This is a genomic window from Poseidonocella sp. HB161398 (assembly GCF_005870025.1).
GTDB lineage: Bacteria > Pseudomonadota > Alphaproteobacteria > Rhodobacterales > Rhodobacteraceae > Mangrovicoccus.
The window spans coordinates 1-25,596 of sequence record NZ_VATA01000054.1 but is presented as its reverse complement, the minus strand read 5'-3'; the positions used below and the strand labels follow the sequence as shown (position 1 = coordinate 25,596).

Below are 25,596 nucleotides of genomic sequence, written 5' to 3'. Positions count from 1 at the left end.
TTCCATATGGCCGGGCACGTCCCCGAGGAGGCCCCCCGATGCGCAGCAGCAAGATCATCCACGCCGTCTCCTGCCATGCCGAGGGCGAGGTGGGCGACGTCATCACCGGCGGGGTCGCCCCGCCGCCGGGCGCGACGCTCTGGGACCAGCGCGGCTGGATCGCCCGCGACGGCGCGCTGCGCAGCTTCATGCTGAACGAGCCGCGCGGCGGGGTGTTCCGGCATGTGAACCTGCTGGTGCCGCCGACGCATCCCGAGGCGCAGGCCGCCTGGATCATCATGGAGCCCGAGGACACGCCGCCGATGTCGGGCTCGAACTCGATCTGCGTCGCGACCGTGCTGCTCGAGACCGGCATCCTGCCGATGCAGGAGCCGGTGACCGAGCTGGTGCTGGAGGCGCCGGGCGGGCTGGTGCGGGTGCGCGCCGACTGCCGGGACGGCAAGGCGGAGCGCATCCATGTGGAAAACCTGCCCTCCTTCCCGACCCGGCTGGGCGTGCCGCTCGACGTGCCGGGGCTGGGGCGCATTGCCGTCGACACCGCTTTCGGCGGTGACAGTTTCGTGGTGGCCGACGGAGAGGCGCTCGGGCTCGACCTGTCCGAAGGGCGCGCGCGCGAGCTCGCCGAGCTGGGCATCCGCATCACCAATGCGGCCAATGCCGCCTATCCGTTCGAGCATCCCGGCCGACCCGACTGGCGCCACCATTCCTTCTGCCTCTTCGCCGGGCCGGTCCGCCGCGCGGGACGCGAGCTGCGCGCGCAATCCGTGGTGGCGATCCAGCCCGGCAAGCTCGACCGCTCGCCCACCGGCACGGCGGTCTCGGCGCGCATGGCGCTCCTCGAGGCGCGGGGCGAGATGGGCCCGGGCGACCGCTTCACCGGCGTTTCCGTGATCGGTTCGGAATTCCACGGCCGCATCCTCGGCATGACCGAGGTCGCGGGGCAGCGGGCGATCCGCCCCGAGATCAGCGGCCGCGCCTGGATCACCGGCACGCATCAGCACATGCTCGACCCCGCCGATCCCTGGCCCGCGGGCTACCGTCTGTCCGACACCTGGCCGCGGATCACCGGCTGAGGCGGAAGCGCGACGCGGCATAGGGGGCGAGCGGGATCGCGGGGTCGCGCCCGGCGGCCAGATCGGCGAGGATCGCCGCCGTCCCGGCCGATTGCGTCAGCCCCAGATGGCCGTGGCCGAAGGCGTAGAGCACCCGCGCCGCCCCGGGGGCGCGGCCGATCACCGGCAGGCTGTCGGGCATCGAGGGGCGGCAGCCCATCCATTGCGTGCCGTCTTCCGGCGCGAAGCCCGGCAGGAAGGCGCGGGCCTTCTCCACCAGGATTTCCGAGCGGCGGTAGTCGGGCGGCAGCTCCGGCCCGCCCAGCTCCACCGCGCCGCCGACGCGCAGCCCCTGGCCGATCCGCGAGATGACGAAGCCATGGGCGGAGAAGGTCAGATGGGTGCGCAGGTCGAAGGCCGCCGCGGGGAAGGTGGTGTTGTAGCCGCGCTCGGTCTCGAGCGGCAGCCGGTCGCCGAGGCTCCGCGCCAGCCGCTTCGACCAGGCGCCCGCGGCGACGACCGCCTGCGCGGCGCGCATCGGGCCGGTCGCGGTGTCGATCACCACGCCGCCGTCCACCTGCCGCAGGGCGCGGACCTCGCGCTGCTCGAAGGTCCCGCCCTCGGCGAGGAAGCGCGCGGCGACCATCTCGGTCCAGGCAAGCGGGTCGGTGACATTGGTCCAGTCGGGGGTGAAGCCCGCATGGGTGAAGCGCGGCGACAGGCCGGGCTGGATCTCGGCCAGCGCGCCGGGGCTGTCGAGAAGCTCGAAGCGGATGCCGTGGCAGCGGCGCAGCTCCCACGAGGGCAGGCTGGCGCGGTAGTCGGCGGCGCTCTCGTAGAGCTGCATCTGCCCCTCGCGGCGCAGCATCGCCCCGGCCCCGCAGGAGGCGACGAGCCGCGCCAGCGCATCCTGCGACACCGCCATCAGCGCGGCCTGCGCGGCCACTGCCGCCTCGTAGCGCGCCGGCCGGCTGGCGCTGGCGAAGCACAGCATCCAGGGCAGCATCCGCGCCGCATGGGCCGGGCGCAGCGACAGCGGCCCGAGCGGATCGAAGAGCCATTTCGGCGCCTTGCGGAGGATCCCCGGCGTGGCCAGCGGTTCCACCTCGGAGAAGGCGAAGGCCCCGGCATTGCCGCGCGAGGTCTCCGCGGCGATGCCCTTGCGGTCGACCAGCCGCACCTTGTGCCCTGCGCGCTGCAGCGCCAGCGCGGCGGTGGCGCCGATGATGCCCGCGCCGATGACAATGAGCTCCCGTTCCGGCTCCATGCGACCGTTTCCCTTGGCTTGCGTGGTTGGGCGCCCCCGCAGGCAGCGGAGACGCGGCGCGTCAGAGGCGGATGCCGTCCCGGAACGGATCGTCCGGATCGAAATGCAGCCGGGCCTCGGCCATGATCCAGGCGCGGCCGGTGATCGAGGGGATGACGCCCCCCGCGGCACCCGGCTGCCAGGAAAGCCGGTAGGTCGAGCCGATGATGCTCTCCTGCACGATCTCCTCGCCCGCGCCCAGCCGTCCCGACGCGGCCAGGCAGGCCAGCCGCGCCGAGGAGCCGGTGCCGCAGGGCGAGCGGTCATGGGCATCGTCGGGGCAGAGCACGAAATTCCGGCTATGGGCGCCCGGCCCCAGCGCGGGGCCGTAGAAGATCACGTGATCGACCGGCGCCGCCGCCGCGCCCGGCCGCCGGGCCAGGGCGCGGCGCAGCGCGATCGCGGCCGCGGTCAGCTCGGGGATGCGCTCCGGCCCGACCGGGACGGGGCTGTCTTCGACGAGGAAGAACCAGTTGCCGCCATAAGCGATGTCCCCGGTCACCGGGCCGTGGCCCGGCAGCTCCACCGTCACGCCGGTCTCGCTGCGGCGGCTCTCGACATTGGTGACGGTGACCTCATGGGCGTCGCGGAGCTCGACCGTGACGATGCCCGCCGGGGTCTCGATCCGGTGGCGTCCGGGGCCGATCCGGCCGAGATGGCCGAGCGTCACCGCCAGCCCGATCGTGCCATGGCCGCACATGCCCAGCACCGCGCCGGCGTCGAAATAGATCACCCCCGCCACGCAGCCGGGATCCACCGGCGGCACGAGGAGCGCGCAGACCATCGCGGGCTGTCCGCGCGGCTCCAGGCTGACCGAGCGGCAGAAGGCGCCATGCGCCTCCGCCAGCCGCGCGGCGCGCTCCGAAAGCGGCCCGGTGCCGAGATCGGGCCCGCCCCCGAGGATCACCCGCGTCGGCTCTCCGCCGGTATGGCTGTCGATCACATGCATTCGGCGATCGCCCCGCCCTGCGTCGACCAGGCGGCGAACCAGGCATTGAACTGGTGGAACTGCGCCTCGCAGAACCGCGCCTGCGAGGGCGACAGCGCGTCGGTCTCGTTGATGTTCAGACGGTAGGCCTCCTCGCCCTTGAGCACCATCAGATGCTTGAAATAGAGCACCAGATCGGCGCCCTCGTCGAATTTCGCCAGCACCGAGAAGGCCTCGGCCAGCTCGCGCGCCAGCCTGTCGGCCTGCGGGTCGCCCGCCGCGGCGCGCTTCGACAGCGCCACCTGCAGCAGCGCCTCGCGCGGGAAGATCGTGCCGATCCCGGTGATCGCGCCTGCTGCGCCGCATTTGGCGAAGCCGTGATAGACCTCGGTGTCGACCCCCACCATCAGGAGCACGTCCCCGTCCTGGTGGGTGATGTGCTCGGCGGCGTAGCTCAGCGCCTCGCGGCCGCCGAATTCCTTGAAGCCGACCAGGTTGGGATGGGCGGCGCGCAGCTCGAAGAACAGCTCGGCACGGGTGGAATAGCCGTAATGCGGGCTGTTGTAGATGATCGCGGGCAGCCCCGGCGCGGCGGAGAGCACCGCCTTGAAATGCGCCTTCTGCGCGGCGGGCGAGGCGCCGCGCGACAGCACCCGCGGGATCAGCATCAGTCCCTTGGCGCCGACCTCCGCCGCATGGGCGGCATGGGCGGCGGCCGCGCGGGTATTGACTGCGCCGGTGCCCGCCACGACCGGAATCCCGGCCTCCGCCAGGCGGCGCACGCCCTCCATCCGCTCGGCATCGCTCAGCAGCGGCCAGTCCCCGCAGGAGCCGCAATAGACCACGCCGGACATGCCGGCCGCCATCATCTCGTGCCCCTTCGCGACCAGCGCGCCGTAATCGGGGCTGCGGTCGGGCAGGCAGGGGGTCAGCAGGGCGGGGATCGTGCCGAGGAAGATGTCCTTGTCGAGGGCGGTCATGGGCGGGCTCCTGTGCGGAAAGGGCGGTCGCGGCAGGGCGCGGGGCGCTCTGCCCGGGGCATGGGGCGTCATCTGCCGCCGGAGGCGGCACTCTGCGGGGAATTCGGGTCTTTCGCGCGCGCAGGGCAGGGCTATCCTTGTCCTCGCGACAAGGATGTGCTTAAACAATCAAGATTGGTAAGAAAAGAAAAATCTGATGGAAACGGAAAAATCTCCGGACAGCGCCTGGGATGCCGAGCGCCAGCAGCTGCGCGCCGAGCTGGGCGCCCGCATGAAGGCGGTGCGCACCTCGGCCGGACTGACGCTCGAGGCGGCGGCGCAGGCCTCTGGCCTGGCGCTGTCGACCATCCACAAGATCGAAAACGGCCGCGTCTCGCCGAGCTACGAGAACCTGGTGCGGATCGCGCGGGCCTATGACATCGGCATCGAGCGGCTGATCGCCTCGGATCACGAGGCCGGGCCGACGACGCGGATGACGGTCACGCGGGCGGGGCAGGGGCGCAAGGTGCGGGGCCGCAGCTACGATTACGAGCTGCTGTGCAACGCCCTGGCCGAGAAGAAGATCCTGCCGCTCGTGACCCGGGTGGAACAGCGCGCGCCGCTGGCGCCGGGCGATCTCGACTCGCATGACGGCGAGGAGACGCTCTACGTGCTTTCCGGCCGGGTCGAGCTGGTCGTCGAGCATTACCAGCCGGTGGTGCTGGAGACCGGCGACTGCGCCTATTTCGACAGCACGCTCAAGCATGGGCTGCGCGCGCTCGACGAGACCGAGACCCGCGTCTTCTGGGCCTGCACCTATATCGATGTCGACAAGTAACCCTTCCGGGACGGGCCCTTGCGGCCGGTCGCGGCCCGCTGGACAAGACAGGAGAGCCTGATCCATGCCGACCCCCAACCTGATCCCCGTGGCCGAGCTCGAGGCGCGCGTCACCCGCATCTTCGAGGCCGCCGGGGTGCGCCCCGAAAGCGCCGCCTCGGTCGCGCGCGTGATCGTCGCGGGCGAGCGCGACGCCTGCAAGTCGCACGGCATCTACCGGATCGAGGGCTGCCTGAAGGTGCTGGCCGCGGGCAAGGCCGCGGGCGATGCGGTGCCGCAGGTCCATGACAGCGGCCGCGCGGTGATCGAGGTCGATGCCGGCGGCGGCTTCTCCAACCCCGCCTTCGACGCCGCCCGGCCGCTTCTGGCCGCGCGGGCGCGCGAGACGGGGATCGCCGCGCTGGTGATCCGCGACTGCCTGCATTTCTCGGCGCTCTGGCACGAGGTGGAGACGCTGGCGGGCGAGGGGCTGGCCGCGCTGTCGATGTGCCCGAGCTACGCTTTCGTGGCGCCCGCGGGCGGCAAGGAGCCGCTCTTGGGCACCAACCCCTTCGCCTTCGGCTGGCCGCGCCAGGGCGAGCACCCCTATGTCTTCGACTTCGCCACCTCGATGGCGGCGCGCGGCGAGATCGAGCTGCACCGCCGCGCGGGCAAGCCGATCCCCGAGGGCTGGGCGGTCGACGCCGACGGCAACCCGACCACCGATCCCGAGGTGGCGCTGGCCGGCGCGATGCTGCCCTTCGGCGCGCATAAGGGCTCGGCGATCTCGACCATGGTAGAGCTCCTCTCCGGGGCGATGCTGGGCGAGTTCATGAGCCGCGAGGCGCTGGATTTCATGGGCGGGGGCGGGCTGCTGCCGCGGCATGGCGCGCTGATCCTGGCGCTCGACCCGCAGGTCTTCGCCGCGCGCAGCGGCCGCGATCCGATCGCCGAGGGCGAGAAACTGCTCTCGGCCTTCGGCGCCCAGGGCGCGCGGCTGCCCTCGCAGCGCCGCTTCGCCGCGCGTGCCGCGTCGCTTGCCGGGGGCATCCCGCTGACCGATGCGGAACTGGCCCAGATCGAGCGCTTCGAGGCCGAGGGGCTGGCCGCGCCCGGCGCCTGAGCCTGCTTGCCCTCCTTGCGGATCCCCGGCCGGGCACATAGCTCGTCCGGGGGCGGAGCGGTCATGAGGGAAGGCAGCACCATGGCAGAGCGCGCAGCGGGCATCCCCAAGATGGAGGTCGTCGTCATCGGCGGCGGCCAGGCGGGGCTCTCCTCCGCCTACTATCTGGGCCAGGCGGGGCTGGTCCCCGACCGCGAGTTCACCCTGCTCGACCGCGCCCCCGGTCCGGGCGGCGCCTGGCAGTTCCGCTGGCCCTCGCTGACGCTGAGCACGGTCAACGGCATCCACGACCTGCCGGGCGGCATTGCCCTGGCCGCCAGCGCCGCGCCGGGCGAGACCGGCGATGTCCGCGCCGCCGAGGCGGTGCCGCGCTATTTCGCCGAGGTGGAGCGCGCCTTCGCGCTGCCGGTCCACCGCCCGGTCGAGGTGCTGGCGGTGCGCGACCACGGCGCGCGGCTGCGGATCGAGACGGATCGCGGCACGCTTTCGGCCAGGGGGATCATCAACGCCACCGGCACCTGGGACGCGCCGCATATCCCGCCATATCCCGGCGCCGACAGCTTCCGCGGCCGCCAGCTCCATGCCCATGACTACTGCGGGGCCGCGGAATTCGCCGGGCAGCATGTGGTGGTGGTCGGCGGCGGCATCTCGGCGGTGCAGATCCTCGACGAGATCTCGCAGGTGGCCGGGACCACCTGGGTCACGCGGCGGCCGCCGGATTTCCACGAGGGCGCCTTCCGCGCCGCGGACGGCCGCGCCGCGGTCGCCCGGGTGGAGGCGCGGGTGCGCGCGGGGCTGCCGCCGGGCTCGCTGGTCTCGGTGACGGGCCTGCCGCCCTCGCCCGCGCTGCAGGCGGCACGGGACCGCGGCGCGCTGGAACGGCTGCCGATGTTCGCTCGGATCACGCCCGAGGGCGTCGAATGGGCCGACGGGCGGCGGCAGCGGGCGGATGCGATCCTCTGGGCGACGGGCTTCGGCAATGCGCTGGGGCATCTGGCGCCGCTCGGCCTCGTCAATGCCGAGGGCGGCATCCGCATGAGCGGGCGGCTGGCGACCCAGGTCGCGGCCGATCCGCGGATCCACCTGGTGGGCTACGGTCCCTCGGCCTCGACCATCGGCGCCAATCGCGCCGGCCGCGCCGCGGCCGAGGAGCTGCTGCGGCATCTGGGCAGGCGCTGAGCCGCGCCTGCCCGCGCCGTCAGGCGGCGCGGCGGCCGTCCTGGCGCAAGAGCCGCACCAGCGCGATCAGCACCAGCAGCACCAGCACCGCGGCGGCGATCCCGGCCCAGGTCAGCCAGGCCGCGTTGCGCAGGATCCAGGGCGCGGCGCCGCCGACGCGGATCTGCGCCACGTCCCCCGCCGAGGGACCGGTCTTCGCGCCGCCGAAGGTCTCGGAGACATAGCTGGCCAGCGACGCGATCTGCGCATTGTCGAGATCGCGCGCGAAGCCCGGCATCACCGTGTAGCCGTCGGCGGCATGGCGGCTGATCCCCTCGGCGATCACCATCACGAGGTTCGAGGGATCCTTCGAAGTCACCGGCGCGGCATGGGCGAGATCGGGGAAATGCCCGTCCGCCGAGCCGCGCCCGTCGACGCCATGGCAGGCGGCGCAGGCGGCATTGTAGAGCACCGCCCCGTCGGTCGTGCCGTGCTGCGCCAGCGCCGCGGCATGGTCCGGATTGCCCACCCAGCCGGCGGACTCGTAGTCGCTCAGCGCCACCGGCTGGACCTGCGGCGCCGCGCGGCTGTCGACGGCCGAGCGCACGGGCGGGACGGTCTTCAGATAGGCGGCGATGGCGGCCAGGTCGGCATTCTCGAGATGGCTCAGCGAATGCTCGACGGCTTCGGCCATCGGACCGGCCGCCGATCCGCGCCCGGCGGCGGAGCCGGTCGCGAGATAGGAGACGATCTCCTCCTGCGACCAGGCGCCGATCCCGGTGGCGGTGTCGGGGGTGATGTTCGGCGCCCGCCAGCTGCCGAGGCTGCCGCCGCCCAGGTAGTCGCCGGCCGTCTCGTTCATCAGGAGGCCGCGCGGCGTGTGGCAGGTGCTGCAATGGGCCAGCGCATCGGCCAGATAGGCGCCGCGCGCCTCGGTCTCCGACAGGCCCGCGGGCGCGGTCCAGCCGGGATCCGGCGAGAAGAGCAGGTTCCACCCGGCCATCAGCGCGCGCTGGCCGAAGGGGAAGGGCAGGTCGGTCTTCTCGGCGGGCGCGGCATCGACCGGCGCCACCTCCTGCATCAGGTAGGCATAGAGCGCCGAGACATCCTCGTCGGTCATCTTGGCATAGGACGGGTAGGGCATCGCCGGATAGAGATGTCGGCCGCCCGGCGCCACGCCCTCGCGGATGGCGCGGGCGAACTCCGCCTCGCTCCAGCCGCCGATGCCGAATTCCTCGGAGGGCGTGATGTTGGTGGCGATGATCGGTCCCATCGGCGAGGCGATGGCATAGCCGCCCGCGAAGGGCGCCCCGCCCGAGGGCGCGGTGTGGCAGGCGACGCAGTCGGCGGCGCGGGCGACATAGGCGCCATGGGCGACGGGATCCGCGCTGTCCTGCGCCAGGGCCGGGGCGGCGAGCCCGAGGGCGACCGCGGCGGCGGCGAGGCCGGTTCGGGGAAGGGCCATGCTCAGACCTCCTTGGCGATGGTGTCGGCGGCGCGGATGCCCAGGGCGACCGCGGTCAGCGTCGGATTGACCACCGAAGAGGAGGGCAGGTTGCCGGTGCCGACCACGAAGAGGTTCTCGTGCTCCCAGCTGCGGCAGTCCTTGTCGACCACGGAATCCGCCGGATCGTCCCCCATGATGGTCGTTCCCATGATGTGGTCGTGATTGGCCAGATCGCGGGACATGCTCAGCGTCTCGCCATTCATCGCGGTGACGAAATTGGTGAAATCGGCGATGCAGGGTTCGATCGCGCCGCGGCAGTAGTCGTCGACCGCATAGGTCAGGCGGATATTGGGATTGCCGAGCGCATCGGTCCGGTCGCCCGGCTGCACCCGGTTCGCCGGATCGGGCAGGGTCTCGAACATCGAGTAGAGGCTCATGTAGCGGGCGCTGTCATGGCGGATCCGCGCGTCGAGCTCGGAGCCCAGCACGCCCTGCGCCAGCAGCCGCTTGGTGATGTTCTCGTTGGCGACGAAGTTGTTGACCGCGTGCTTCATGCCGGAATGGCGCGCGCGGCTCTCGCCGTCGCGATGGCTGAAGATCGCGCCCTGCTGGATCGGGCCGCGGCCCGGCCAGACGGCCTCTTCGGCGAAGAAATCGACGCCCAGCCCCAGATGCGGCATCAGGAACCGGCCGACCATGTCGTTGGAATTGCCGACATCGGACATGATCATCAGCTTGGGGCTCTCGTAGCCATGCGCCGCCAGCACGAAGGCCCTGGCCGAGAGCCGCCCCTCGGAGCCGTCGGAGGACTTGTAGTGCACCGAGGCGATCTTGCCGTCGGGGCCCTTCTCGATCCGGTCGACGGTGGCGTCGGTGATCAGCCGACAGCCCGCCTCGATCGCCAGGTCGGCATGGAAGACGCCCGAATAGTTGGCGCCGATCGGGCAGACCGGGGCGCAGTTGTTGTTGCCGACGCAGCCCGGCCGGCCGCGGTAGCTGCCGCTCATCATCGCCGAGGGCTCGGCGACGATCTCGTAGCCCATCGGCCCGATCGCCTTGGCGAAGGTGTCGAGCATGTAGCTGTTCTTCTGCGCGGGCATCGGGAATTCGCGCGCGCGGGGCGGCCAGGTCCGGCCGGGGCGGACCCCCGACTGGTCCTCGCCGAGATTGCCGGCGACGCCGATCTCGTATTCGGCCTTGTCGTACCAGGGCTCCAGGTCGTCATAGCTGATCGGCCAGTCGCGGCCGACGCCATAGGTCGACTTCATCTTGAAATCGTCGGGGATGAAGCGCCAGGTCGCGCCGCCCCAGTGCCAGGTGGAGCCGCCGACGAGCTTCAGGAAGTTCGCCACCATCGCGTAGCTGCCGTCATTCTCGACATAGGCGTGGGAGGCGGAGGTATGCGCCCAGGGCGCGTCCGGGTAGGGGCCGTTATAGTCCGTGCGCCGCGGCGAGTTGCGGAAGCTCTCGATCAGCTTCCAGCGCGGGATGCGGACGCCGGCCTCGAGGATGATGACGGACTTGCCTTGCTTGGCCAGCTCGTAGGCGGCGTTGCTGCCGACCGTGCCGGAGCCGATGACGATGACATCGGCATCATGTTCTTGTGCCATGGGGTGGGGGGAATCCGGTGTGGTGGAAAGGGCTTGCGTGGGCGGGACGGATCAGTCCGTCGCGATGCTCGCGGGCGGTTCCGCCCAGTAGTTCTGCCGGTGCTGCGAATAGGTGGGGATCGGCGTCGCATCGGCCGTGGGTTCCCACATCAGCGCCTCGCGATAGGTCACGAGCTTGGCGTTGTCGCTTTCCTGCGAGGGGTCCGGCGTGCCGGTATAGCCCAGGTACCAGGCGGCGGTGATCGTCGTCATGGTGGCGCGCAGCTCCGGCGCGGGGCCGGTGGCGAGGAAGGCGTCGACGCTTTCCGCGCCGGTTTCCGCAATCGCGGCCGACAGCGCGGCGAGCTTGGCGTCGAAGCCGGGATCGAGCGCCGCGAGCTGGCCGTAGGCGCGTTCCGCCAGCGCGGCATCGAGCGCGCTGCGGCCGGTGACGAAAGCGCTGAGCGCGCCGAAATCGGCGGCCCCGGCGGCCCGGGCGGTCCCGCCGAAGGGCAGGGATGCGGCGAGCCCGGCCAGCGCCGAGCTCAGCAGGAAATCGCGGCGGCGAAGGCCGGCGGGGGCGGGGGCGGCCGGTGCCGCGTCGCGCCCTTCCCGCCGGATGGATCCGATGGACATGGTCGTGCTCCCTTCAGGGCATGGGCCGGAATCCGGGGAGCAGCATCGGACGGCGGTGGGCGATGGCTCGGCGGAGACCCGGTGCTCGCCCTTATTGGGACGGCCGCGCGGCAGGCGCCAGTGACGCAATGGCGAAGAAACTTTTCGAGAAATGCGAAAAATAGATTAGATTTGGATATGTGATTTCGATGCGGGCGAAGGACCGGGGCGCGGCTCGCCTCCGGCCAGCGCCTCGCGGAATTCGGCGAAGGCGGCGGTGGCGAAGCCGGGGCGGCAGGCCAGCAGGGTCTCGCTGACGGCGATCGGCTGCATCCCGACGGCCGCGCCCGGGTCCATCCGCTCGGCGGTGCTGCGCGGCATGACGCTGATGCAGGCGCCCGCCGCAGTGCAGGCATACATCGCGTGGCAGGAGCCGACCTCCTGCACCGCCACCGGTCCCGCGCCGCCGCCCGCCAGCCAGTCGAGCGCGATCTGGCGGTAGCTGCAGCCCGGCGCGAAGGCGGCGAGCACCCGCTTCTGCAAATCGGCGGGTCCGGCGACCGGCGGATGGCCCGGCGGCAGCAGCAGCAGCAGCTCCTCGCGGAAGACCGGCACCAGCTCCAGCCCTTCGGCCGTTTCCCCGGGCGGCAGCGCGATCAGCGCGCAGTCCAGCCGGTGCTCCAGGACCGCATCGACCAGCCGCCGCGTCGGCCCGGTGGACAGCGCGATCTCCACCTCCGGCCAGGCGAGGGCGAAGGCGGCCAGCGGCTGCGGCAGGCGCGCGGCGGCCGTGGAGTCCATCGCCCCGATGCGCAGCTTTCCGGCAGGCCTGGCGGGATTGACCTGCTGCCGCGCCTCTTCGGCCAGGCTGAGGATGCGCTCGGCATAGCCGAGGAAGGTCCGCCCCTCCGGCGTCAGCACCATGCGCTTGCGGTCGCGCTGGAAGAGCGCGGTGCCGATCTCGGCCTCGAGCTGCTGGATGCGGGTGGTGACATTCGAGGGCGCGCGGCCAAGCTGCCCGGCGGCGCGGGTGATCCCCTCTTCGCGCGCCACGGCGCGGAAGATCTCGAGCGCCGCGATCTCCATTGCAGGGACTCCTTTGACAGTCTGGCCGAAGTTGATATTCCCTTAGTGAGAATAAAAGTCAATGTACCTTTCCTAATCGGGAATGAAAGGAGAGCGGCAGATGCTGGCAGAACGGCTTGGCCTTGCGCATCCGGTGATCCAGGCGCCGATGGCGGGGGTTTCGACCCCGGCACTGGCCGCGGCGGTGTCGAATGCCGGCGGGCTCGGCTCGATCGGCATCGGCGCCACGGATGCGGCCGGGGCGGCGGCGATGATCGCCGAGCTGCGCGCGCGCAGCGACCGGCCGTTCAACGTGAATGTCTTCGTGCATGCGCCCGCGGTGCGGGATGCGTCGGCCGAGGCGGCCTGGCTGGAGCGGCTGCGGCCGGCCTTCGCCGAATTCGGCGCCGAACCGCCCGCGCGGCTGAGCGAGATCTATCCCAGCTTCAACGGCGATCCGCAGATGCTGGCACTGCTCCTGCGGGAGCGGCCGGCCGTGGCGAGCTTCCATTTCGGGGTGCCGCAACCCGGGGCGGTGCGCGCGCTGAAAGCGGCGGGCATCCTGCTCCTGGCCACGGCGACGAGCCTAGCCGAGGCAGAGGCGCTGCGCCGCACGGGGATCGACGCGGTCGTGGCGCAAGGGATCGAGGCGGGCGGCCATCGCGGCGTCTTCGACCCGGAGGGGCCGGATGCGGAACTGGGCACGATGGCGCTGACCCGGCTGCTGGCGTGCCGCGCCGGGCTGCCGGTCATCGCCGCGGGGGGCATTATGGACGGCGCCGGGATCGCCGCGGCACTGGCGCTCGGGGCGGAGGCGGCGCAGCTCGGCACGGCCTTCATCGCCTGTCCGGAGTCGGCCGCCGATGCCGCCTACCGCGCCGCGCTGGCGGGACCGGGCGCAGCGGCCACGCGGATGACGCGGGCGATCTCGGGCCGTCCGGCGCGGGCACTGGCCAACCGCTTCACCGCGCTGGCCGAGGGCCAGCCGGACGCGATGCCCCCGGCCTATCCGGTCGCCTATGACGCGGGCAAGGCGCTGAACGCCGCCGCGAAGGCCCGGGGCGAGTCCGGGTTCGGCGCGCAATGGGCGGGGCAGGGGGCGCCGCTCGCCCGCAGCCTGCCCGCCGCCGAGCTGATGGCGCGGCTGGCCGAAGAGCTGGCCGCAGCCCGTCTGCCCATGGAATATGCGCAATGATGCCGCTTTAGGCAGACGGAAAGGCCCTTTCCGCGCCCGCGCCGCGCGGCGGACACTTTCCGTGCCCTGCCGCCCGGGGGCCGAGCCTTTGGCCCTCCGGCCGCCGGGGCGGCCGGAAACATGTCCCGGGATTGCGCGAAAACCCCTGTTCCGCTTGCGGTTGCGGGGCCTCTGCCGTCCCTCAATGGCGCGGCGGCGGCACCCCGGCGGCGGACGCGCTGCGGGCGCAGCGGCACAACCCTGTGCAGGATTTCCCGATGCCGCGGGCGCAGGGACCGGAAATGCTGCACATGCAGCCACCGGCCAATGCCCGCCCGGGCCCGGCAGGCCTCCGGCCGGGGGCTGCCACGCAAAACAACAGGAGAGGTCCATGACGACAACCGCGCGCAGCGCCGCGAGCCCGGACATGGCGGCAGGCCATGACGGTCCCGGCCACATGCCCATTCTCGGCATCATCCCCCGCAGCCCGACCGGCCAGATCTTCCTCGGCTGGGCGGTGCTGAACTTCCTTCTCGCCCTGCTTCCGGCCTATGACATCATCGGCAACGGCACCGCCATGGTGGCGGGCTTCCTGCCGCTGACCGTGTTCTACTGCTATGCGGTCTTCACGCTGAACTGCGTCTTCGGCCTGTGCTACTTCCTGGTCCGCGGCCGCGCCTGGGCGGTGCTCGACGCGCATTACGGCGGCGGGGAGGCGGGCGAATGACCATCGCGCTGACCATCGGCGGCATCGTCCTCTACCTGATCGCGATGTTTGCCATCGGCTTCGCCGCCTTCCGCCAGAACAAGGCCGGAGACGCGGATGACTGGTTCGTCGTCGGCCGCAAGGCCAATCTCTTCATGCTGGTCGGCACGCTCTTCGCGACCTGGTTCAGCACCTTCGCCTTCCTCGGCGGGCCGGGCACCTTCTACCTCAAGGGCGTCGACTGGCTGCTCTTCGGCTTCTTCAACTCGATGGGGCCGGTGCTGGTGATGATCATCGGGCCGCGGGTCTGGGCGCTCGGCAAGCGCTTCGGCTTCATCACCCCGGCGGATCTGCTGGCGCACTACTACAATGACAGCCGCCGGCTGCGGCTGCTGACCGGGCTCGTCTGCATCGCCGTGCTCTTCCCCTATGCCGCGATCCAGCTTTCGGGCATCTCGGTGGCGCTCGGCTCGATCTCCGAGGGGCTGATCTCCTACGAGACCGGCATCATCGGCCTGGCGATCTGCGTCGGGCTCTACGCGATCTTCGGCGGCAGCCGCGCGGTGGTCTGGACCGACGCGGTGCAGGGCTTCATCTTCGCGGCGCTGCTGATCGGCGGCTCCTTCGCGGTGGTGCACTGGGCCGGCGGCTGGGAGGCGGGCTGGCAGGCGGCCATCGCCGCGGAGCCGGGCAAGCTGGCCTTCGGCGCCGACACCCGCCAGGGCAGCTATGTCACGCTGCTGATCCTGTGGACCTTCGGCTGGATCCTGACCCCGCACCTGTGGCAGCGGCTCTACATGGCCGAGAGCCCGCGGACGCTGCTCCTGGGCTCGGTCATCACCTCCTTCCTCGCGCTCTTCGTCGTGACCTTCACCGGCGCGGTGATCGGCATGGTGGCGATGGGGATGGACCTGGGCGACACCTCCAGCCTCGTTTCCGACGCGCTGGTGCCGATGATCTTCGCCAAGTACCTGCCGGTCATGGGCGCGGTGCTGGTCGTGGCGGTCTTCGCCGCGGGGATGTCGACCCTCGACAGCCAGATCATCTCGGCCTCGTCGAACTTCACCCAGGATCTCTACGGCAGCTTCGACCGGCTCGACCAGTCGAAGAAGATGAAGGCCAGCCGCTATTTCGAGGGCGCCTTCGTGATCGCGGTCGTGCTCTTCTCGCTGTCCGATGCCGGGCGGCAGCTCCTGATCCCGCTGGCCTCGATCGGCGTGGGCATGGCGCTGGTCTTCCTGATGCCGCTCCTCGGCGCGCTCTTCTGGCCGCGCGCCAGCGAAGAGGCGGCCTTCTGGTCGATGCTCTGCGGCTGGGGCGTGATGCTGGCCATGCAGTTCGGGCTGGTCTCGCTGCCGGGCTCGATCGGGCCGGCGCTCTGGGGGCTGATCGTCAGCATGGTGCTGTTCTACGGCATCTCCTTCGCCACCCAGCCGGTCGCGGCGAAGAAGCGCAAGGAGTTCCAGGAGGATCTCGACGACGTCTTCCCCGAACCGCGCGCCGCGCGCGGCCTGCCGGCGCTGCCGCGCTGAGCCCCTGGCCGCTGCCGCCCGCTCTGTGCGGCGGCGGCCTAGCCCTCGGCGCCGGGCTGTGCCCCGCAGCCGGTCGTCGAGGGCCCCCGTCCGAACAGATAGTCGCGATCCGCTCTGAGCAGCCCCGCGATGTAGCGCTCGACCGCCCGGATGCGGCCCGTGCCGCGGAGATCGTTATGCACCGTCAGCCAGACTTCCCGTTTCACGTCGGTCACGCCCTCGAGCACCCGGACCAGCCGGGTTTCCTGCTCGACCGAGAAATAGGGCAGCAGCACGATGCCGATGCCGCCGACGGCGAAGCCCATCTGCGCGATCATCGAGGAGGAGGTGATCGCCACCTGCGGCTCGGCGATCACGTCGTCGAGCCAGCGCACCGGATCGACATGGATCAGGTCGCGGATGTAGTCGACGAAGCGGTGGTCGCGCAGATCCTCGATGCAGCGCGGCGTGCCGTGCCGGTCCAGGTAGTCCTGCGAGGCGAAGAGCCCCAGGCCGAATTCGCCGATCTTGCGCGACAGCACGCTTTTCGCCGCCGCCGGAAAGAAGCTGAGGAACAGATCCGCCTCGCGGCGCGAGACCTGGACATGCTGCGGCGAGGTGACGATTTCCAGCGACAGCCGCGGATGCGCCTCGGTCAGCCGCAGGAGCCGCCGCGACAGGTAGAGCGAGGCGATCCCCTCCATCATCGCGATCCGCACCGTGCCCGAGACCTCGCGGTCGCCCGCCTCGAGCGCGGCGCCCATGCGCAGCACCCCGGCCTCGATCTCCTCGGCGCGCGCCAGCAGGTCCTGGCCCAGCCGGTTCAGCACCAGCCCCGAGGCGTTGCGCTCGAAGACGCTGGCGCCCAGCGTGTATTCGAACTGGGTGATCCGGCGGCTGACGGTCGAATGGTCCATGCCCATCTGCCGCGCCGCGCGGGAGATCGCCCCGGCGCGCGCCACCAGCAGGAAGACCCGGATATCGTCCCAGTTGAGGTTGTTGAACGCGGTCATTCCGCCCCTCTTGGCTGCCGCCGACGCCCCCTCACGTGCCGCCTGGCCGCCGATGCTGCAACCGCCCATCCGCCGCGGCGGCCGGATTTTCCGGCAGAGCGCCGGTAACTGCCCAAATTCCAGACAATCGCGACCGCTCCGCCCCCGCGGCGGCGGCGCAGCCGACCCCGAGAAGGAGCCTGAAAATGTCCATGTCCCGCCCCGTCCGCGTGGCCGCCATCCATGCCGCGCCGGTCTTCCACGACCGGATCGCCACGACCCGCAAGGCGGTGTCGCTGATCGCCGAGGCCGCCGAGCGCGGCGCCAGCCTGGCCGCCTTTCCCGAAAGCTTCATCCCCGGCTTCCCGGTCTGGGCGGCGCTCTGGGCGCCGATCTACAACCACGATCTCTATGCGGAATTCGTCGAGGCCTCGATCTATGCCGACGGGCCCGAGATCGCCGAGATCCGCGCGGCGGCGGCGCGCCACCGGATCGCCGTCTGGATCGGCTTCTCCGAGCGCAATCCGGCCAGCTGCGGCGGCATCTGGAACAGCGCGCTGCTGATCGACGAGACCGGCCGCGTCGCCGTCCACCACCGCAAGCTGGTGCCGACCTTCTTCGAGAAGATGGTCTGGGCGCCGGGCGACGGGGCGGGGCTGCAGGTGGCCGATCTCGGCCGGACCGGCCGGGTCGGCGGGCTGATCTGCGGCGAGAACACCAACCCGCTGGCGCGCTTCGCGCTGATGGCGCAGGCCGAGGAGCTGCACATCTCCTGCTGGCCGCCGATCTGGCCGACCCGGCCGCCCTCCGACGCGCGCAATTTCGACAATCTCGCGGCGAACCGCATCCGCGCGGCGGCGCACTGCTTCGAGGCCAAGGCCTTCGGCATCGTCTGCGCGGCGCTTCTGGGCGATGACTGCAAGGAGATGCTGGTCCGCCGCGATCCGGGCGTGGCGGCGATCCTGGAAGGCGCCGACCAGGCAGAGTCCTTCTTCCTCGACCCGACGGGCAAGGCCGTGGGCGAGAGCGCGCGCGACCGCGAGGCGGTCATCGTCGCCGACCTCGATCTGGCCGACTGCATCGAGCCGAAGCAGTTCCACGACCTGACCGGCTACTACAACCGCTTCGACATCTTCGGGCTGGAGATCGACCGGCGGCGGCTGGTGCCCGCCACCTTCTCGGACCTGCCGCGCCCGGCCCCGGCGGAGCGGGAGCGGCGCGAGGAGGAAGAGGCCGCGCTCTCCGGCTGAGTGCTCAGGCCGGGACCGGGCTCGCCGCCATCGGGGTGAAGCCCGGCAGCGCCTCGATCCGTGCCAGCCAGGCGCGGATCGCCGGATAGGGGTCGAGGCTGACCCCGCCCTCGGGCGCATGGGCGATATAGGTATAGCCCGCCACATCGGCGATGGTGGGGGCCGCGCCGGCCAGATAGTCCCGCTCTGCCAGCGCCGCCTCGACCACCTCCAGAAGCGCATGGGCGGCGGCCTTGGCGGTCTCGTCTCCGCCGCTGCGCAGGAACACCACCGCGCGCCGCGCCGCCGCCGGGCCCGCCGCCAGCGGACCGGCCGCGACCGAGAGCCAGCGCTGCACCTCCGCCGCCCCGGCGGGATCCTCGGGCAGCCAGCCGCCGTCGCCGCCGTAGCGCTTGGCCAGGTAGACCAGGATCGCGCAGCTGTCCCAGAGCACGGTGCCGCCATCCTCGATCGCCGGGATCTGCCCGAAGGGGCTGATCGCCAGGTAGTCCGGCGCCTTCTGCGCGCGGGCGGCCAGGTCGATGCGGATGGTCTCGCAGGGCAGGCCGAGCAGCGACAGCATCAGCTGGGCGCGGTGGGCATGGCCGGATTTCTCGTGCCAGTAGAGCTTGATCGGGCGGTCGGGCAGGGTCATCGGCGGTCCTCCTCGGGGACGGGATCAGACAGGAGCGGGATAGGCGGCGCGCAGCGTGTCGCGGAAGGCGCGGAAGGCGCGGGTCTCGAAGGCGTCGCGGCGGCGCACCAGCACCGTGTCGACGAAGATGCCCCCGGCGCCCATGCGGTGGATGTCGATCTTCAGCCGGCTGGCCGCGGCCTCGGCCACCGAGCGCGGCACCATCGACATGCCGATATCGGATTCGACGCAGCCGAGAATGCCGTCGAGCGTGCCGAATTCCATCCGCAGCGCCTGGCCGATGGCGCATTCCGACAGCGCCCGCAGGAAGCGCGCGCGGTAGGAGCAGCCCTCGCGGAACATCAGCGCGGTGGGCTCGGGATGGGCGGCCAGATAGGCCTCGAGCGTGTCCCAGCCGCGGGCGGTGACCATCACCAGCTCCTCGCGCAGCACGGTTTCCTCGCTGAGCGCGGGCTCCGAGACCGGCCCGGCCACCAGCGCGCAGTCGAGCCGCCCGTCAAGCACCTGCTCCACCATCTGCCGGGTCGGGCCGGTGCCGATCTCCAGCGCGACCTTGGGGCACTGGGCGCGGTAGGCGACCAGCACCTTCGGCAGCCGGATCGCCATCGTCGTCTCCATCGAGCCGATCCGGAGCGTCCCCGATGGCTCGCGCGAGACATCGCGCACCACATGTTCCGCCTCGCGCACCAGCGCCGAGATCCGCGACACGTAGGGGCGCAGCGCCGCGCCGGTATCGGTCAGCTCCATCCCGGTGCGCTTGCGCACGAAAAGCTGCGTGCCGATCGCATGCTCCAGCGCCTTGATCCGGTTGGTCACGTTGGACTGCACCATGTTGAGCTGGCCCGAGGCGCGGGTCACGCCGCCCAGCTCGGCCACTGTGTCGAATATCATCAGGTCGCGCAGTTCCATGCCCTGTCCTCGCCGTCCATGCCGTCTACCATTCCAAAAGCAGATCGCTTGCATCTTGCATAATCGTTTCTGCGGATGGGCGGGCCGCCTTAGACATTTCCCTGCAACCGCCCGGAAAACAGGCTGGCGTGGCTGCGGAACGGGCAGGGCGCGTCTCTGCCGCCGGTTCCGGGCCGGGACGCCGCCGCGGGCGGAGAACCAGAAACAGGGAATGCACATGACCGGAACCTCCTCCCCCCGGGCGCGCCTGCGCCGTCTTCTTCTCTCCGCGCCTCTGCTGGCGGCCGCGGCTGCCGCCGCAGCTGCGGAGACCCCCGGAACCGTCAAGGTCGGCGTGGTCCTGCCGCTGAGCGGGGCGAATGCGAAATTCGGCGCCACCAGCCGCAACGGCATCGAGCTGGCGCTGCAGGGCATCAATGCCGCGGGCGGGATCAAGGGGCTGGGCGGCGCCCGGCTGGAACTGGTCTATGCCGATGTGCCCACCCCGAACGCGGCCGGCTCGGCGGTGCAGCGGCTGGTGATGCAGGACAAGGTCGTCGGCGTGATCGGCTCCTTCGTCAGCTCGATCACCATCGCCGGCTCCGAAGTGACCGAGCGGGCGGGCGTTCCCTGGATCACCCATGCCTTCTCCGACAAGATCACCGGGCGCGGCTACCGCAACATCTTCCAGATCACGCCGCCGGGCAGCGTCTTCGGCGAGACGCAGTTCGGCTTCGCGCTCGAGCTTCTCGACCGCCCCGAGGCGCCGGTCGAGAAGGTGGCGATCCTCTACGAGGACACCGCCTACGGCACCTCGCAGGCGGCGGGGCTGCGCGCCGCGGCCGAGGCCGCCGGGGTGGAGGTCGTGGTCGACGAGGCCTATCCGCTGGGCATCACCGATGTCACCCCGCTGGTGAACCGGCTGCGCGCGGCCGCGCCCGATCTGGTCTTCCCGGTCTCCTATCTCAATGACAGCCTGATGATCATCCGCGGCATGCGCCAGCAGGGGCTCGACATGCCGACGATCGGCGGCGCGGCGGGCTACGTGATCCCCGACTTCCAGCGCGGGCTGGGCGATCTGGCCGAGGGCGTCTTCTCCATCTCTCCGACGAATTACGACCTCGTGCCGGAAGAGGCCGAGGCCTATTTCGACACCTATGGCGAATTCATGACCCAGGAGGCGCAGAGCTATGCCGCCGCGCTGGAGCTGATGGCCGACGCGATCTCGGATGCCGGGACCACCGATCCGCAGGCGATCCGCGACGAGATCGCGGCGAACGACTACTGCGAGGGCTTCGTGGCGGGCATGCCCGGCGGCTGTCCGGAATTCGACGGCACCGGGCTGAACGTCAAGGCGGTGCCGGTCTTCGTGCAGTGGCAGGGCGAGGATCTGGTGACGGTCTATCCGCCGGAGCTGGCCCGCGGCCCGGCCGAACTGGGCGAGTGAGGACCGGACCGTGCTTCCCGAACTCCTCCAGTTCCTGCAGGCCGTGCTCGACGGCCTGCTCCTGGGCGGGGTCTATGGCGTGATCGCCATCGGCCTGACGCTCATCTTCGGCACGCTGAACGTGGTCAATTTCGCCCAGGCGGAATTCACCATGATCGGCATGTATGTCGCCTGGTTCCTGTGGCACGCGCTGGGGATCGACCCGCTTCTCGGCGCGGTGATCTCCTTTGCCGCGGGCTTCGCGCTCGGCGCGGCGGTGGAAGCCAGCCTGATCCGGCCGGTAATGAAATCCACCGGCGCGGCGCAGATCTTCCTGACCGTCGGGCTGATGATGGTGCTGGAGAACGGCGCGCTCCTGCTCTTCGGCAGCGACTACCGCTCGGTGCTGACGCCCTACCAGACCACCGCCTACCGGCTGGGGCCGCTCTTCGTCTCGGCGCCCTATCTCTACGCCTTCGTCGCCGCGCTTCTGGGCGCGGGGCTGATGTGGCTGGTGATGATGCGCAGCTGGCTGGGCCGCGCGATCCGCGCCACCGCGCAGGACCGGATGGCGGCCGAGCTGAGCGGCATCAACACGCGGCTGGTCCACATGGCGGCCTTCGGCATCGGCACCGGCATGTCGGCCTTCGGCGGCGGCGTGATCCTGCCCTATTCCAGCGTCTCGCCGACGGCGGGGGCGCAATACGTGGTCATCATGTTCCTGGTGGTGGTGCTGGGCGGGCTCGGCAATGCCGCGGGCGCGCTGGCCGGCGGGCTGGCGGCGGGGGTGATCCAGTCGCTCAGCGGGCTCTACGCGCCGATCCAGATGCAGAACCTGACGCTCTTCGTGCTGTTCCTGGCACTGCTCTATTTCCGCCCGAACGGGCTTCTCGGAGGCAAGCGGGCATGAAACGCGACCTCACCTTCATCCTCTGCGCGCTGGCGGTGCTGGCGGCGGCGGGGCTGGCGCTCGATCCGGGCGGCTACGCGATGCGCATCCTCTGCCTGGTCTTCCTGACGGCGGCGATGGCGCAGAGCTGGAACATCATGGGCGGGCTGGCCGCGCAGATCTCGCTGGGCCATGCGGCCTTCTTCGGGATCGGCGCCTATGCCTCGACCATCCTGCAGGTCGAGGCCGGGCTGAGCCCCTGGATCGGCATGTGGATCGGCATGGTCCTGGCGGTGGCGGCGGCGATGCTGCTGGCGCTGCCGACGGTGCGGCTGCGCGGGCACTACCTGGCGCTCGCCACGCTGGCCTTCGCCGAGGCCTGCCGCGTCATCGCCAACAGCATCGGCATCACCGGCGGGCCGCAGGGCATCTCGGTGCCCTACATGGGCAACTCCCCGGCGATGATGCAGTTCTCGCAGAGCGGCGGCTACCTGCCGGTGATCGGCGCGCTCTTCGCCCTGGTCTTCGGCCTCTTCGCGCTGATCTCGCGCAGCCGGCTGGGCTACATGCTGCGGGCGATCCGCGAGAACGAGGACGCCGCCGAGCTCTCGGGGGTCTCCGCCGTCCGGGTCAAGATCGCGGGCTTCGCCATCTCGGCCGCGCTCTCGGCGCTCTGCGGCACGGTCTTCGCGCAGTTCATGTACTTCTTCGATCCCGACAGCATCTTCAGCCCGCTCTCGATCTCGGTGCGCATGGCGCTGGTGGCGATCATCGGCGGCCTGGCGACGCTTTCGGGGCCGCTCTGGGGCGCCGTCGTGCTGGTCGTGCTCGAGGAGACCGCGCGCAGCCGCTTCTCGGCGCTGCCGCCGGGGGTGACGCCCTTGCTGGTCGGCAGCCTGCTGATCGCCACGGTGCTGTGGCGCCCGGCGGGGATCGTGTCGCTGCTGCCCGCGCCCGGGGGGGTCCGTCCGGGCTGGCTCAAATGGAGGAAACGCAATGCCTGAGCTACTCAAGGCCGAGGATCTCGGCGTCTCCTTCGGCGGATTGCGCGCGCTCTCGGGGGTCACTTTCGGCCTCGGCGCGGGCGAGATCGCCGGGCTGATCGGACCGAACGGCGCGGGCAAGACGACGCTCTTCTCGACGCTCGTGGGGCTCGTGAAGCCCGCCACCGGCCGGGTGCGGCTCTCTGGGCAGGACATGACCGGCGCGGCGCCGAACCGGATCGTGCGCGCCGGGATGACCAAGACCTTCCAGAACACCGCGCTTTTCGACTCGATGCCGCTGATCGACAACATCGTCGTGCCGGGGGTGGTCCATGGCAGCCTGGCCGAGGCGCGCGAGCGGGCCGCGGACTGCCTGGCGCGGGTCGGGCTGGCGCATCGCCGCCGCGCCGCGGTGGGCGACCTGACCTTCCCGGAAAAGGCGCTGGCCGAGATCGCCCGGGCGCTGGCGACGCGGCCGAAGGTGCTGCTCCTCGACGAGGTGATGGCGGCGCTGACGCCGCAGGAGATGGAGGCGGTGATCGCCCAGATCCGCGACCTGCGCGCCCGCGAGGGCATCAGCTTCGTCATCGTCGAGCACCACATGCGCGCCATCATGGGCCTCTGCGAACGCATCCTGGTGCTGAATTTCGGCGAGCTGATCGCCGACGGCACCCCCGCCGAGGTGTCCCGCGATCCGCTGGTGCTGTCGGCCTATCTGGGAGAAGACCATGCTCTGCATTGAGGATCTGACCGGCGGCTACGGCCCGCGCCCGGTGCTGTCGGGCGTGTCGCTGGAGCTGGCCGAGGGCGCCGCGCTGGCGGTCTTCGGGCCGAACACGGCCGGGAAGACCTCGCTCCTGCGGGCGATCAGCGGCCAGCTTCCGCATGTCTCGGGGCGGATCCGCTTCCGCGGCGAGGAGATCTCGGGCCTGCCCGCCCATGCCCGCGCCGCCCTCGGCATCGCCCAGGTGCCGGAGGGGCGGCATGTCTTCGGCGGCATGGCGGTGGAGGAGAACCTGCTCTGCGGCGCCTGGACCCGCCGCCGCCAGGTGGCGCAGTCCGATCTCGACGAATGCTACCACCTCTTTCCGCGGCTGCGCGAACGGCGGCTGCAGATGGCGGGATCGCTCTCGGGCGGCGAGCAGCAGATGGTTGCCATCTGCCGCGCGCTGATGCTGCGGCCCTCGCTGCTCCTGCTCGACGAGCCCAGCCACGGGCTGGCGCCCTTGATGGTGCGCGAGGTCCATGCCGCGATCTCGCGGATCCTCAAGACCGGCATCTCGGTTCTCCTGGTCGAGCAGAACCTGCCCGCCGACCTGCCCGCGATCCGCGAGGGGCTGCTGCTGGAGGAGGGCCGCGTGGCGCTGGCCGGGCCGATGGCGCAGATCACCCGCGATCCGCGCTTCCGCGAGGCCTATCTGGGCGTCTGAGCGCGCCTCTTGCCGGCAAGGACCGCCCCCGCGACGGGGCCCAGGCGGGGGCGGCAGCCCGGCCCCGTCCGCAATCAACATGACTTGGGAGCAGCCCGATGGGCCTCACGGAACCGCATATGACAACCGGGTTCGACGAACTCATGGCGATCCGCGGCGGCGCGCCGCTGGCGGAGGGCGAGTTGGCGCTGACGGGGGGCGATCCGTTCTATCCGACGCCGCTCAGGATCGGCGAGGCGACCGCGCTGGCGCTGGCCGCGCGCGGCGTCGCCGCCAATGACCTCTGGGCGCTGCGCGGACATCCGCGCCAGCAGATCTCCGTCGATTGCCGCCATGCCGCCGCCTGCTCGCTCTACGGCACCTCGCTGACCCAGCGGCGCAGGCCCGACGGGGGCTATCACGGCATCCCCGCCGCGCCCGAGATCGCCCACATGATCGAGATGACCCAGTGCTGGCCCGCGGCCGGGGGCGGCTGGTTCCTGCCCCATACCAACCTGCCGCATCTGGAGGCGCGGGTGCTCGGCGTGCTCGGCTGCGACAGCACGGTGGAGAGCCTCTCGGCCGCCATTGCCGGGCGCGGCGCGGCGGAGCTGGAGGACAGCGTCGCCGCGGTCCATGGCTGCGGCGGCATGGTCCGCTCGCCGGAAGACTGGCTGGCCCATCCGCAGGGCGCCTATCTGGCCGCGCGCCCGGTCGTCGAGGTGGAGAAGATCGCCGAAAGCGCGCCCGAGCCGCTGCCGCCTGCCGCCGCGCCGCTCGGCGGCCTGCGGGTGCTCGACCTGACGCGGATCATCGCCGGGCCGACCGCCGGGCTCGCCCTGGCCGAGCATGGCGCCGAGGTGCTGGCCGTCACTGCCGCGCATCTGCCGCAGGTCCCGGCCTTCTTCCGCGACACGAGCCACGGCAAGCGCAGCGCCTTCCTAGATCTCGGCCGGGCGGAGGAGGCGGCGCGGCTGAAGGAACTCGTCCGCGGCGCCGATGTCTTCCTCGAGGGCTACCGCCCCGGCCGTCTGGCGGCGCGCGGCTTCGGCACGGCCGATCTGGCGGCCCTGCGCCCGGGGATCGTCCATGTCTCGGTCAACTGCTTCGGCTCGGGCGGCCCTTTCGGCGGCCGCGCGGGCTGGGACCAGGTGGCGCAGGCGGTGACCGGGCTGGCCCATGTGCACGGGCAGGGCAGCGGCGCGGGCCATCCGCAGCTGATGCCGGTCTTCGTCTGCGACTTCCTCGCGGGCTACCTGGCGGCCTATGGCACGATGCTGGCCCTGGCGCGGCGCGCGCGCGAGGGCGGCAGCTACCGGGTGCAGGTCTCGCTCTGCCAGGCGGCGATGTTCCTGCTGCGGCGCGGCCGCACAGAGGGCTTCGCCGGGGCGGCGGGCGCGCCCTCCGCCGCAGAGGCCGTGGCCTGGATGACCGAGGTGCCGGGCACGCCCTGGGGCGATCTGCGCACCCTGTCTCCGGCGCTCGGGATGGCGCAGACGCCCTGCCGCTGGGCCTCGCCGCCGCCCGCGCCGGGGCAGCATGCGGCGGCCTGGCGCGCGGAGGCCATGGCATGACCGAGAAGCTAGTGATCATCGGCGCCGGGATGGCGTCGGGGCGGGCTCTGGAGGAGCTGTTCTCGCTGGCGCCCGATGCCTACGAGGTCACGCTCTTCAAT

At 71.5% G+C, this 25,596-nt stretch carries 24 protein-coding genes; 14 read left to right on the top strand and 10 right to left on the bottom strand.

Annotated features, from left to right (window positions below):
- Positions 1-38: 38 nt before the first annotated feature.
- Positions 39-1,073 (top strand): proline racemase family protein, encoded by a 1,035-nt coding sequence (locus FGX59_RS28110; protein WP_138470612.1) that lies wholly within the window; start codon positions 39-41, stop codon positions 1,071-1,073.
- Here FGX59_RS28110 and FGX59_RS28105 read toward each other — a convergent pair.
- The 3 genes from FGX59_RS28105 to FGX59_RS28095 all read right to left on the bottom strand — a co-directional run bounded on the left by FGX59_RS28105 (position 1,063) and on the right by FGX59_RS28095 (position 4,266).
- A complete protein-coding gene (locus FGX59_RS28105) occupies positions 1,063-2,319 on the bottom strand; it encodes an FAD-binding oxidoreductase (RefSeq protein ID WP_138470610.1) in 1,257 nt (418 codons plus the stop codon). The two genes, FGX59_RS28110 and FGX59_RS28105, sit on opposite strands and share 11 nt — an antisense overlap.
- Before the next feature lie 61 nt (positions 2,320-2,380).
- A complete protein-coding gene (locus tag FGX59_RS28100) occupies positions 2,381-3,307 on the bottom strand; it encodes a proline racemase family protein (RefSeq protein WP_138470607.1) in 927 nt (308 codons plus the stop codon).
- Complete coding sequence (locus FGX59_RS28095) at positions 3,298-4,266, bottom strand: dihydrodipicolinate synthase family protein (RefSeq protein ID WP_138470605.1); 969 nt, start codon at positions 4,264-4,266, stop codon at positions 3,298-3,300. Before FGX59_RS28095 ends, FGX59_RS28100 begins: the two co-directional genes overlap by 10 nt.
- Positions 4,267-4,462: 196 nt before the next feature.
- Between FGX59_RS28095 and FGX59_RS28090 the strand changes: the two genes are divergently transcribed.
- The 3 genes from FGX59_RS28090 to FGX59_RS28080 all read left to right on the top strand — a co-directional run bounded on the left by FGX59_RS28090 (position 4,463) and on the right by FGX59_RS28080 (position 7,364).
- Positions 4,463-5,083: a helix-turn-helix domain-containing protein gene (locus FGX59_RS28090; RefSeq protein ID WP_240722779.1), complete on the top strand. Its 621-nt coding sequence runs from the start codon at positions 4,463-4,465 to the stop codon at positions 5,081-5,083.
- Positions 5,084-5,147: 64 nt separating this feature from the next.
- The gene (locus tag FGX59_RS28085) at positions 5,148-6,185 is read left to right on the top strand and encodes an Ldh family oxidoreductase (protein ID WP_138470601.1); all 1,038 of its coding nucleotides are present in this window, start codon (positions 5,148-5,150) and stop codon (positions 6,183-6,185) included.
- Between the two features lie 81 nt (positions 6,186-6,266).
- Positions 6,267-7,364 carry an NAD(P)-binding domain-containing protein gene (locus tag FGX59_RS28080; protein WP_138470599.1) on the top strand — a complete coding sequence of 366 codons (1,098 nt, stop codon included), beginning with the start codon at positions 6,267-6,269 and terminating at the stop codon, positions 7,362-7,364.
- 19 nt (positions 7,365-7,383) lie between these two features.
- Here the strand turns inward: FGX59_RS28080 and FGX59_RS28075 are convergent, their stop codons facing one another.
- The 4 genes from FGX59_RS28075 to FGX59_RS28060 form a co-directional block, all read right to left on the bottom strand.
- Positions 7,384-8,808 carry a cytochrome c gene (locus tag FGX59_RS28075; protein WP_138470597.1) on the bottom strand — a complete coding sequence of 475 codons (1,425 nt, stop codon included), beginning with the start codon at positions 8,806-8,808 and terminating at the stop codon, positions 7,384-7,386.
- A gap of 2 nt (positions 8,809-8,810) precedes the next feature.
- Positions 8,811-10,400, bottom strand: coding sequence for a GMC family oxidoreductase (locus FGX59_RS28070; protein WP_138470595.1), 1,590 nt, complete (start codon positions 10,398-10,400; stop codon positions 8,811-8,813).
- 51 nt (positions 10,401-10,451) lie between these two features.
- A complete protein-coding gene (locus tag FGX59_RS28065) occupies positions 10,452-11,015 on the bottom strand; it encodes a sugar dehydrogenase complex small subunit (protein WP_138470593.1) in 564 nt (187 codons plus the stop codon).
- A 165-nt stretch (positions 11,016-11,180) separates the two neighbouring features.
- Complete coding sequence (locus FGX59_RS28060) at positions 11,181-12,080, bottom strand: LysR substrate-binding domain-containing protein (RefSeq protein ID WP_138470591.1); 900 nt, start codon at positions 12,078-12,080, stop codon at positions 11,181-11,183.
- A gap of 100 nt (positions 12,081-12,180) precedes the next feature.
- Between FGX59_RS28060 and FGX59_RS28055 the strand changes: the two genes are divergently transcribed.
- The 3 genes from FGX59_RS28055 to FGX59_RS28045 all read left to right on the top strand — a co-directional run bounded on the left by FGX59_RS28055 (position 12,181) and on the right by FGX59_RS28045 (position 15,471).
- Positions 12,181-13,254: a nitronate monooxygenase family protein gene (locus FGX59_RS28055; RefSeq protein ID WP_138470589.1), complete on the top strand. Its 1,074-nt coding sequence runs from the start codon at positions 12,181-12,183 to the stop codon at positions 13,252-13,254.
- A 370-nt stretch (positions 13,255-13,624) separates the two neighbouring features.
- A complete protein-coding gene (locus FGX59_RS28050) occupies positions 13,625-13,960 on the top strand; it encodes a hypothetical protein (protein WP_138470587.1) in 336 nt (111 codons plus the stop codon).
- Positions 13,957-15,471 (top strand): sodium:solute symporter, encoded by a 1,515-nt coding sequence (locus tag FGX59_RS28045; RefSeq protein ID WP_138470584.1) that lies wholly within the window; start codon positions 13,957-13,959, stop codon positions 15,469-15,471. Before FGX59_RS28050 ends, FGX59_RS28045 begins: the two co-directional genes overlap by 4 nt.
- A 38-nt stretch (positions 15,472-15,509) precedes the next feature.
- Here FGX59_RS28045 and FGX59_RS28040 read toward each other — a convergent pair whose 3' ends face one another.
- The gene (locus tag FGX59_RS28040) at positions 15,510-16,463 is read right to left on the bottom strand and encodes a LysR family transcriptional regulator (RefSeq protein ID WP_138470582.1); all 954 of its coding nucleotides are present in this window, start codon (positions 16,461-16,463) and stop codon (positions 15,510-15,512) included.
- A 185-nt stretch (positions 16,464-16,648) separates the two neighbouring features.
- Here FGX59_RS28040 and FGX59_RS28035 point away from each other — a divergent pair, with 185 nt between their 5' ends.
- Positions 16,649-17,692: a carbon-nitrogen hydrolase family protein gene (locus FGX59_RS28035; protein WP_206078455.1), complete on the top strand. Its 1,044-nt coding sequence runs from the start codon at positions 16,649-16,651 to the stop codon at positions 17,690-17,692.
- 4 nt (positions 17,693-17,696) lie between these two features.
- On the opposite strand, the gene FGX59_RS28030 is transcribed toward FGX59_RS28035, so the two are convergent.
- Positions 17,697-18,326: a glutathione S-transferase family protein gene (locus tag FGX59_RS28030; RefSeq protein WP_138470580.1), complete on the bottom strand. Its 630-nt coding sequence runs from the start codon at positions 18,324-18,326 to the stop codon at positions 17,697-17,699.
- Between the two features lie 24 nt (positions 18,327-18,350).
- On the bottom strand, positions 18,351-19,235 hold the full coding sequence (locus FGX59_RS28025; protein WP_171060867.1) for a LysR family transcriptional regulator: 885 nt from the start codon (positions 19,233-19,235) through the stop codon (positions 18,351-18,353).
- Between the two features lie 217 nt (positions 19,236-19,452).
- On the opposite strand from FGX59_RS28025, the gene FGX59_RS28020 reads away from it, so the two are divergent.
- The 6 genes from FGX59_RS28020 (at position 19,453) to FGX59_RS27995 (ending at position 25,495) form a co-directional block, all read left to right on the top strand.
- On the top strand, positions 19,453-20,661 hold the full coding sequence (locus tag FGX59_RS28020; protein ID WP_138470576.1) for an ABC transporter substrate-binding protein: 1,209 nt from the start codon (positions 19,453-19,455) through the stop codon (positions 20,659-20,661).
- 10 nt (positions 20,662-20,671) lie between these two features.
- Positions 20,672-21,550, top strand: coding sequence for a branched-chain amino acid ABC transporter permease (locus FGX59_RS28015; RefSeq protein ID WP_138470574.1), 879 nt, complete (start codon positions 20,672-20,674; stop codon positions 21,548-21,550).
- Positions 21,547-22,533 (top strand): branched-chain amino acid ABC transporter permease, encoded by a 987-nt coding sequence (locus tag FGX59_RS28010; protein ID WP_138470572.1) that lies wholly within the window; start codon positions 21,547-21,549, stop codon positions 22,531-22,533. Before FGX59_RS28015 ends, FGX59_RS28010 begins: the two co-directional genes overlap by 4 nt.
- Positions 22,526-23,254, top strand: a complete 729-nt coding sequence (locus FGX59_RS28005; protein ID WP_138470570.1) for an ABC transporter ATP-binding protein — start codon at positions 22,526-22,528, stop codon at positions 23,252-23,254. Before FGX59_RS28010 ends, FGX59_RS28005 begins: the two co-directional genes overlap by 8 nt.
- The gene (locus tag FGX59_RS28000) at positions 23,241-23,942 is read left to right on the top strand and encodes an ABC transporter ATP-binding protein (RefSeq protein ID WP_138470568.1); all 702 of its coding nucleotides are present in this window, start codon (positions 23,241-23,243) and stop codon (positions 23,940-23,942) included. The genes FGX59_RS28005 and FGX59_RS28000 overlap by 14 nt, the downstream gene beginning before the upstream one ends.
- Positions 23,943-24,061: 119 nt before the next feature.
- Positions 24,062-25,495: a CoA transferase gene (locus FGX59_RS27995; RefSeq protein ID WP_138470567.1), complete on the top strand. Its 1,434-nt coding sequence runs from the start codon at positions 24,062-24,064 to the stop codon at positions 25,493-25,495.
- Positions 25,496-25,596 lie beyond the last annotated feature (101 nt).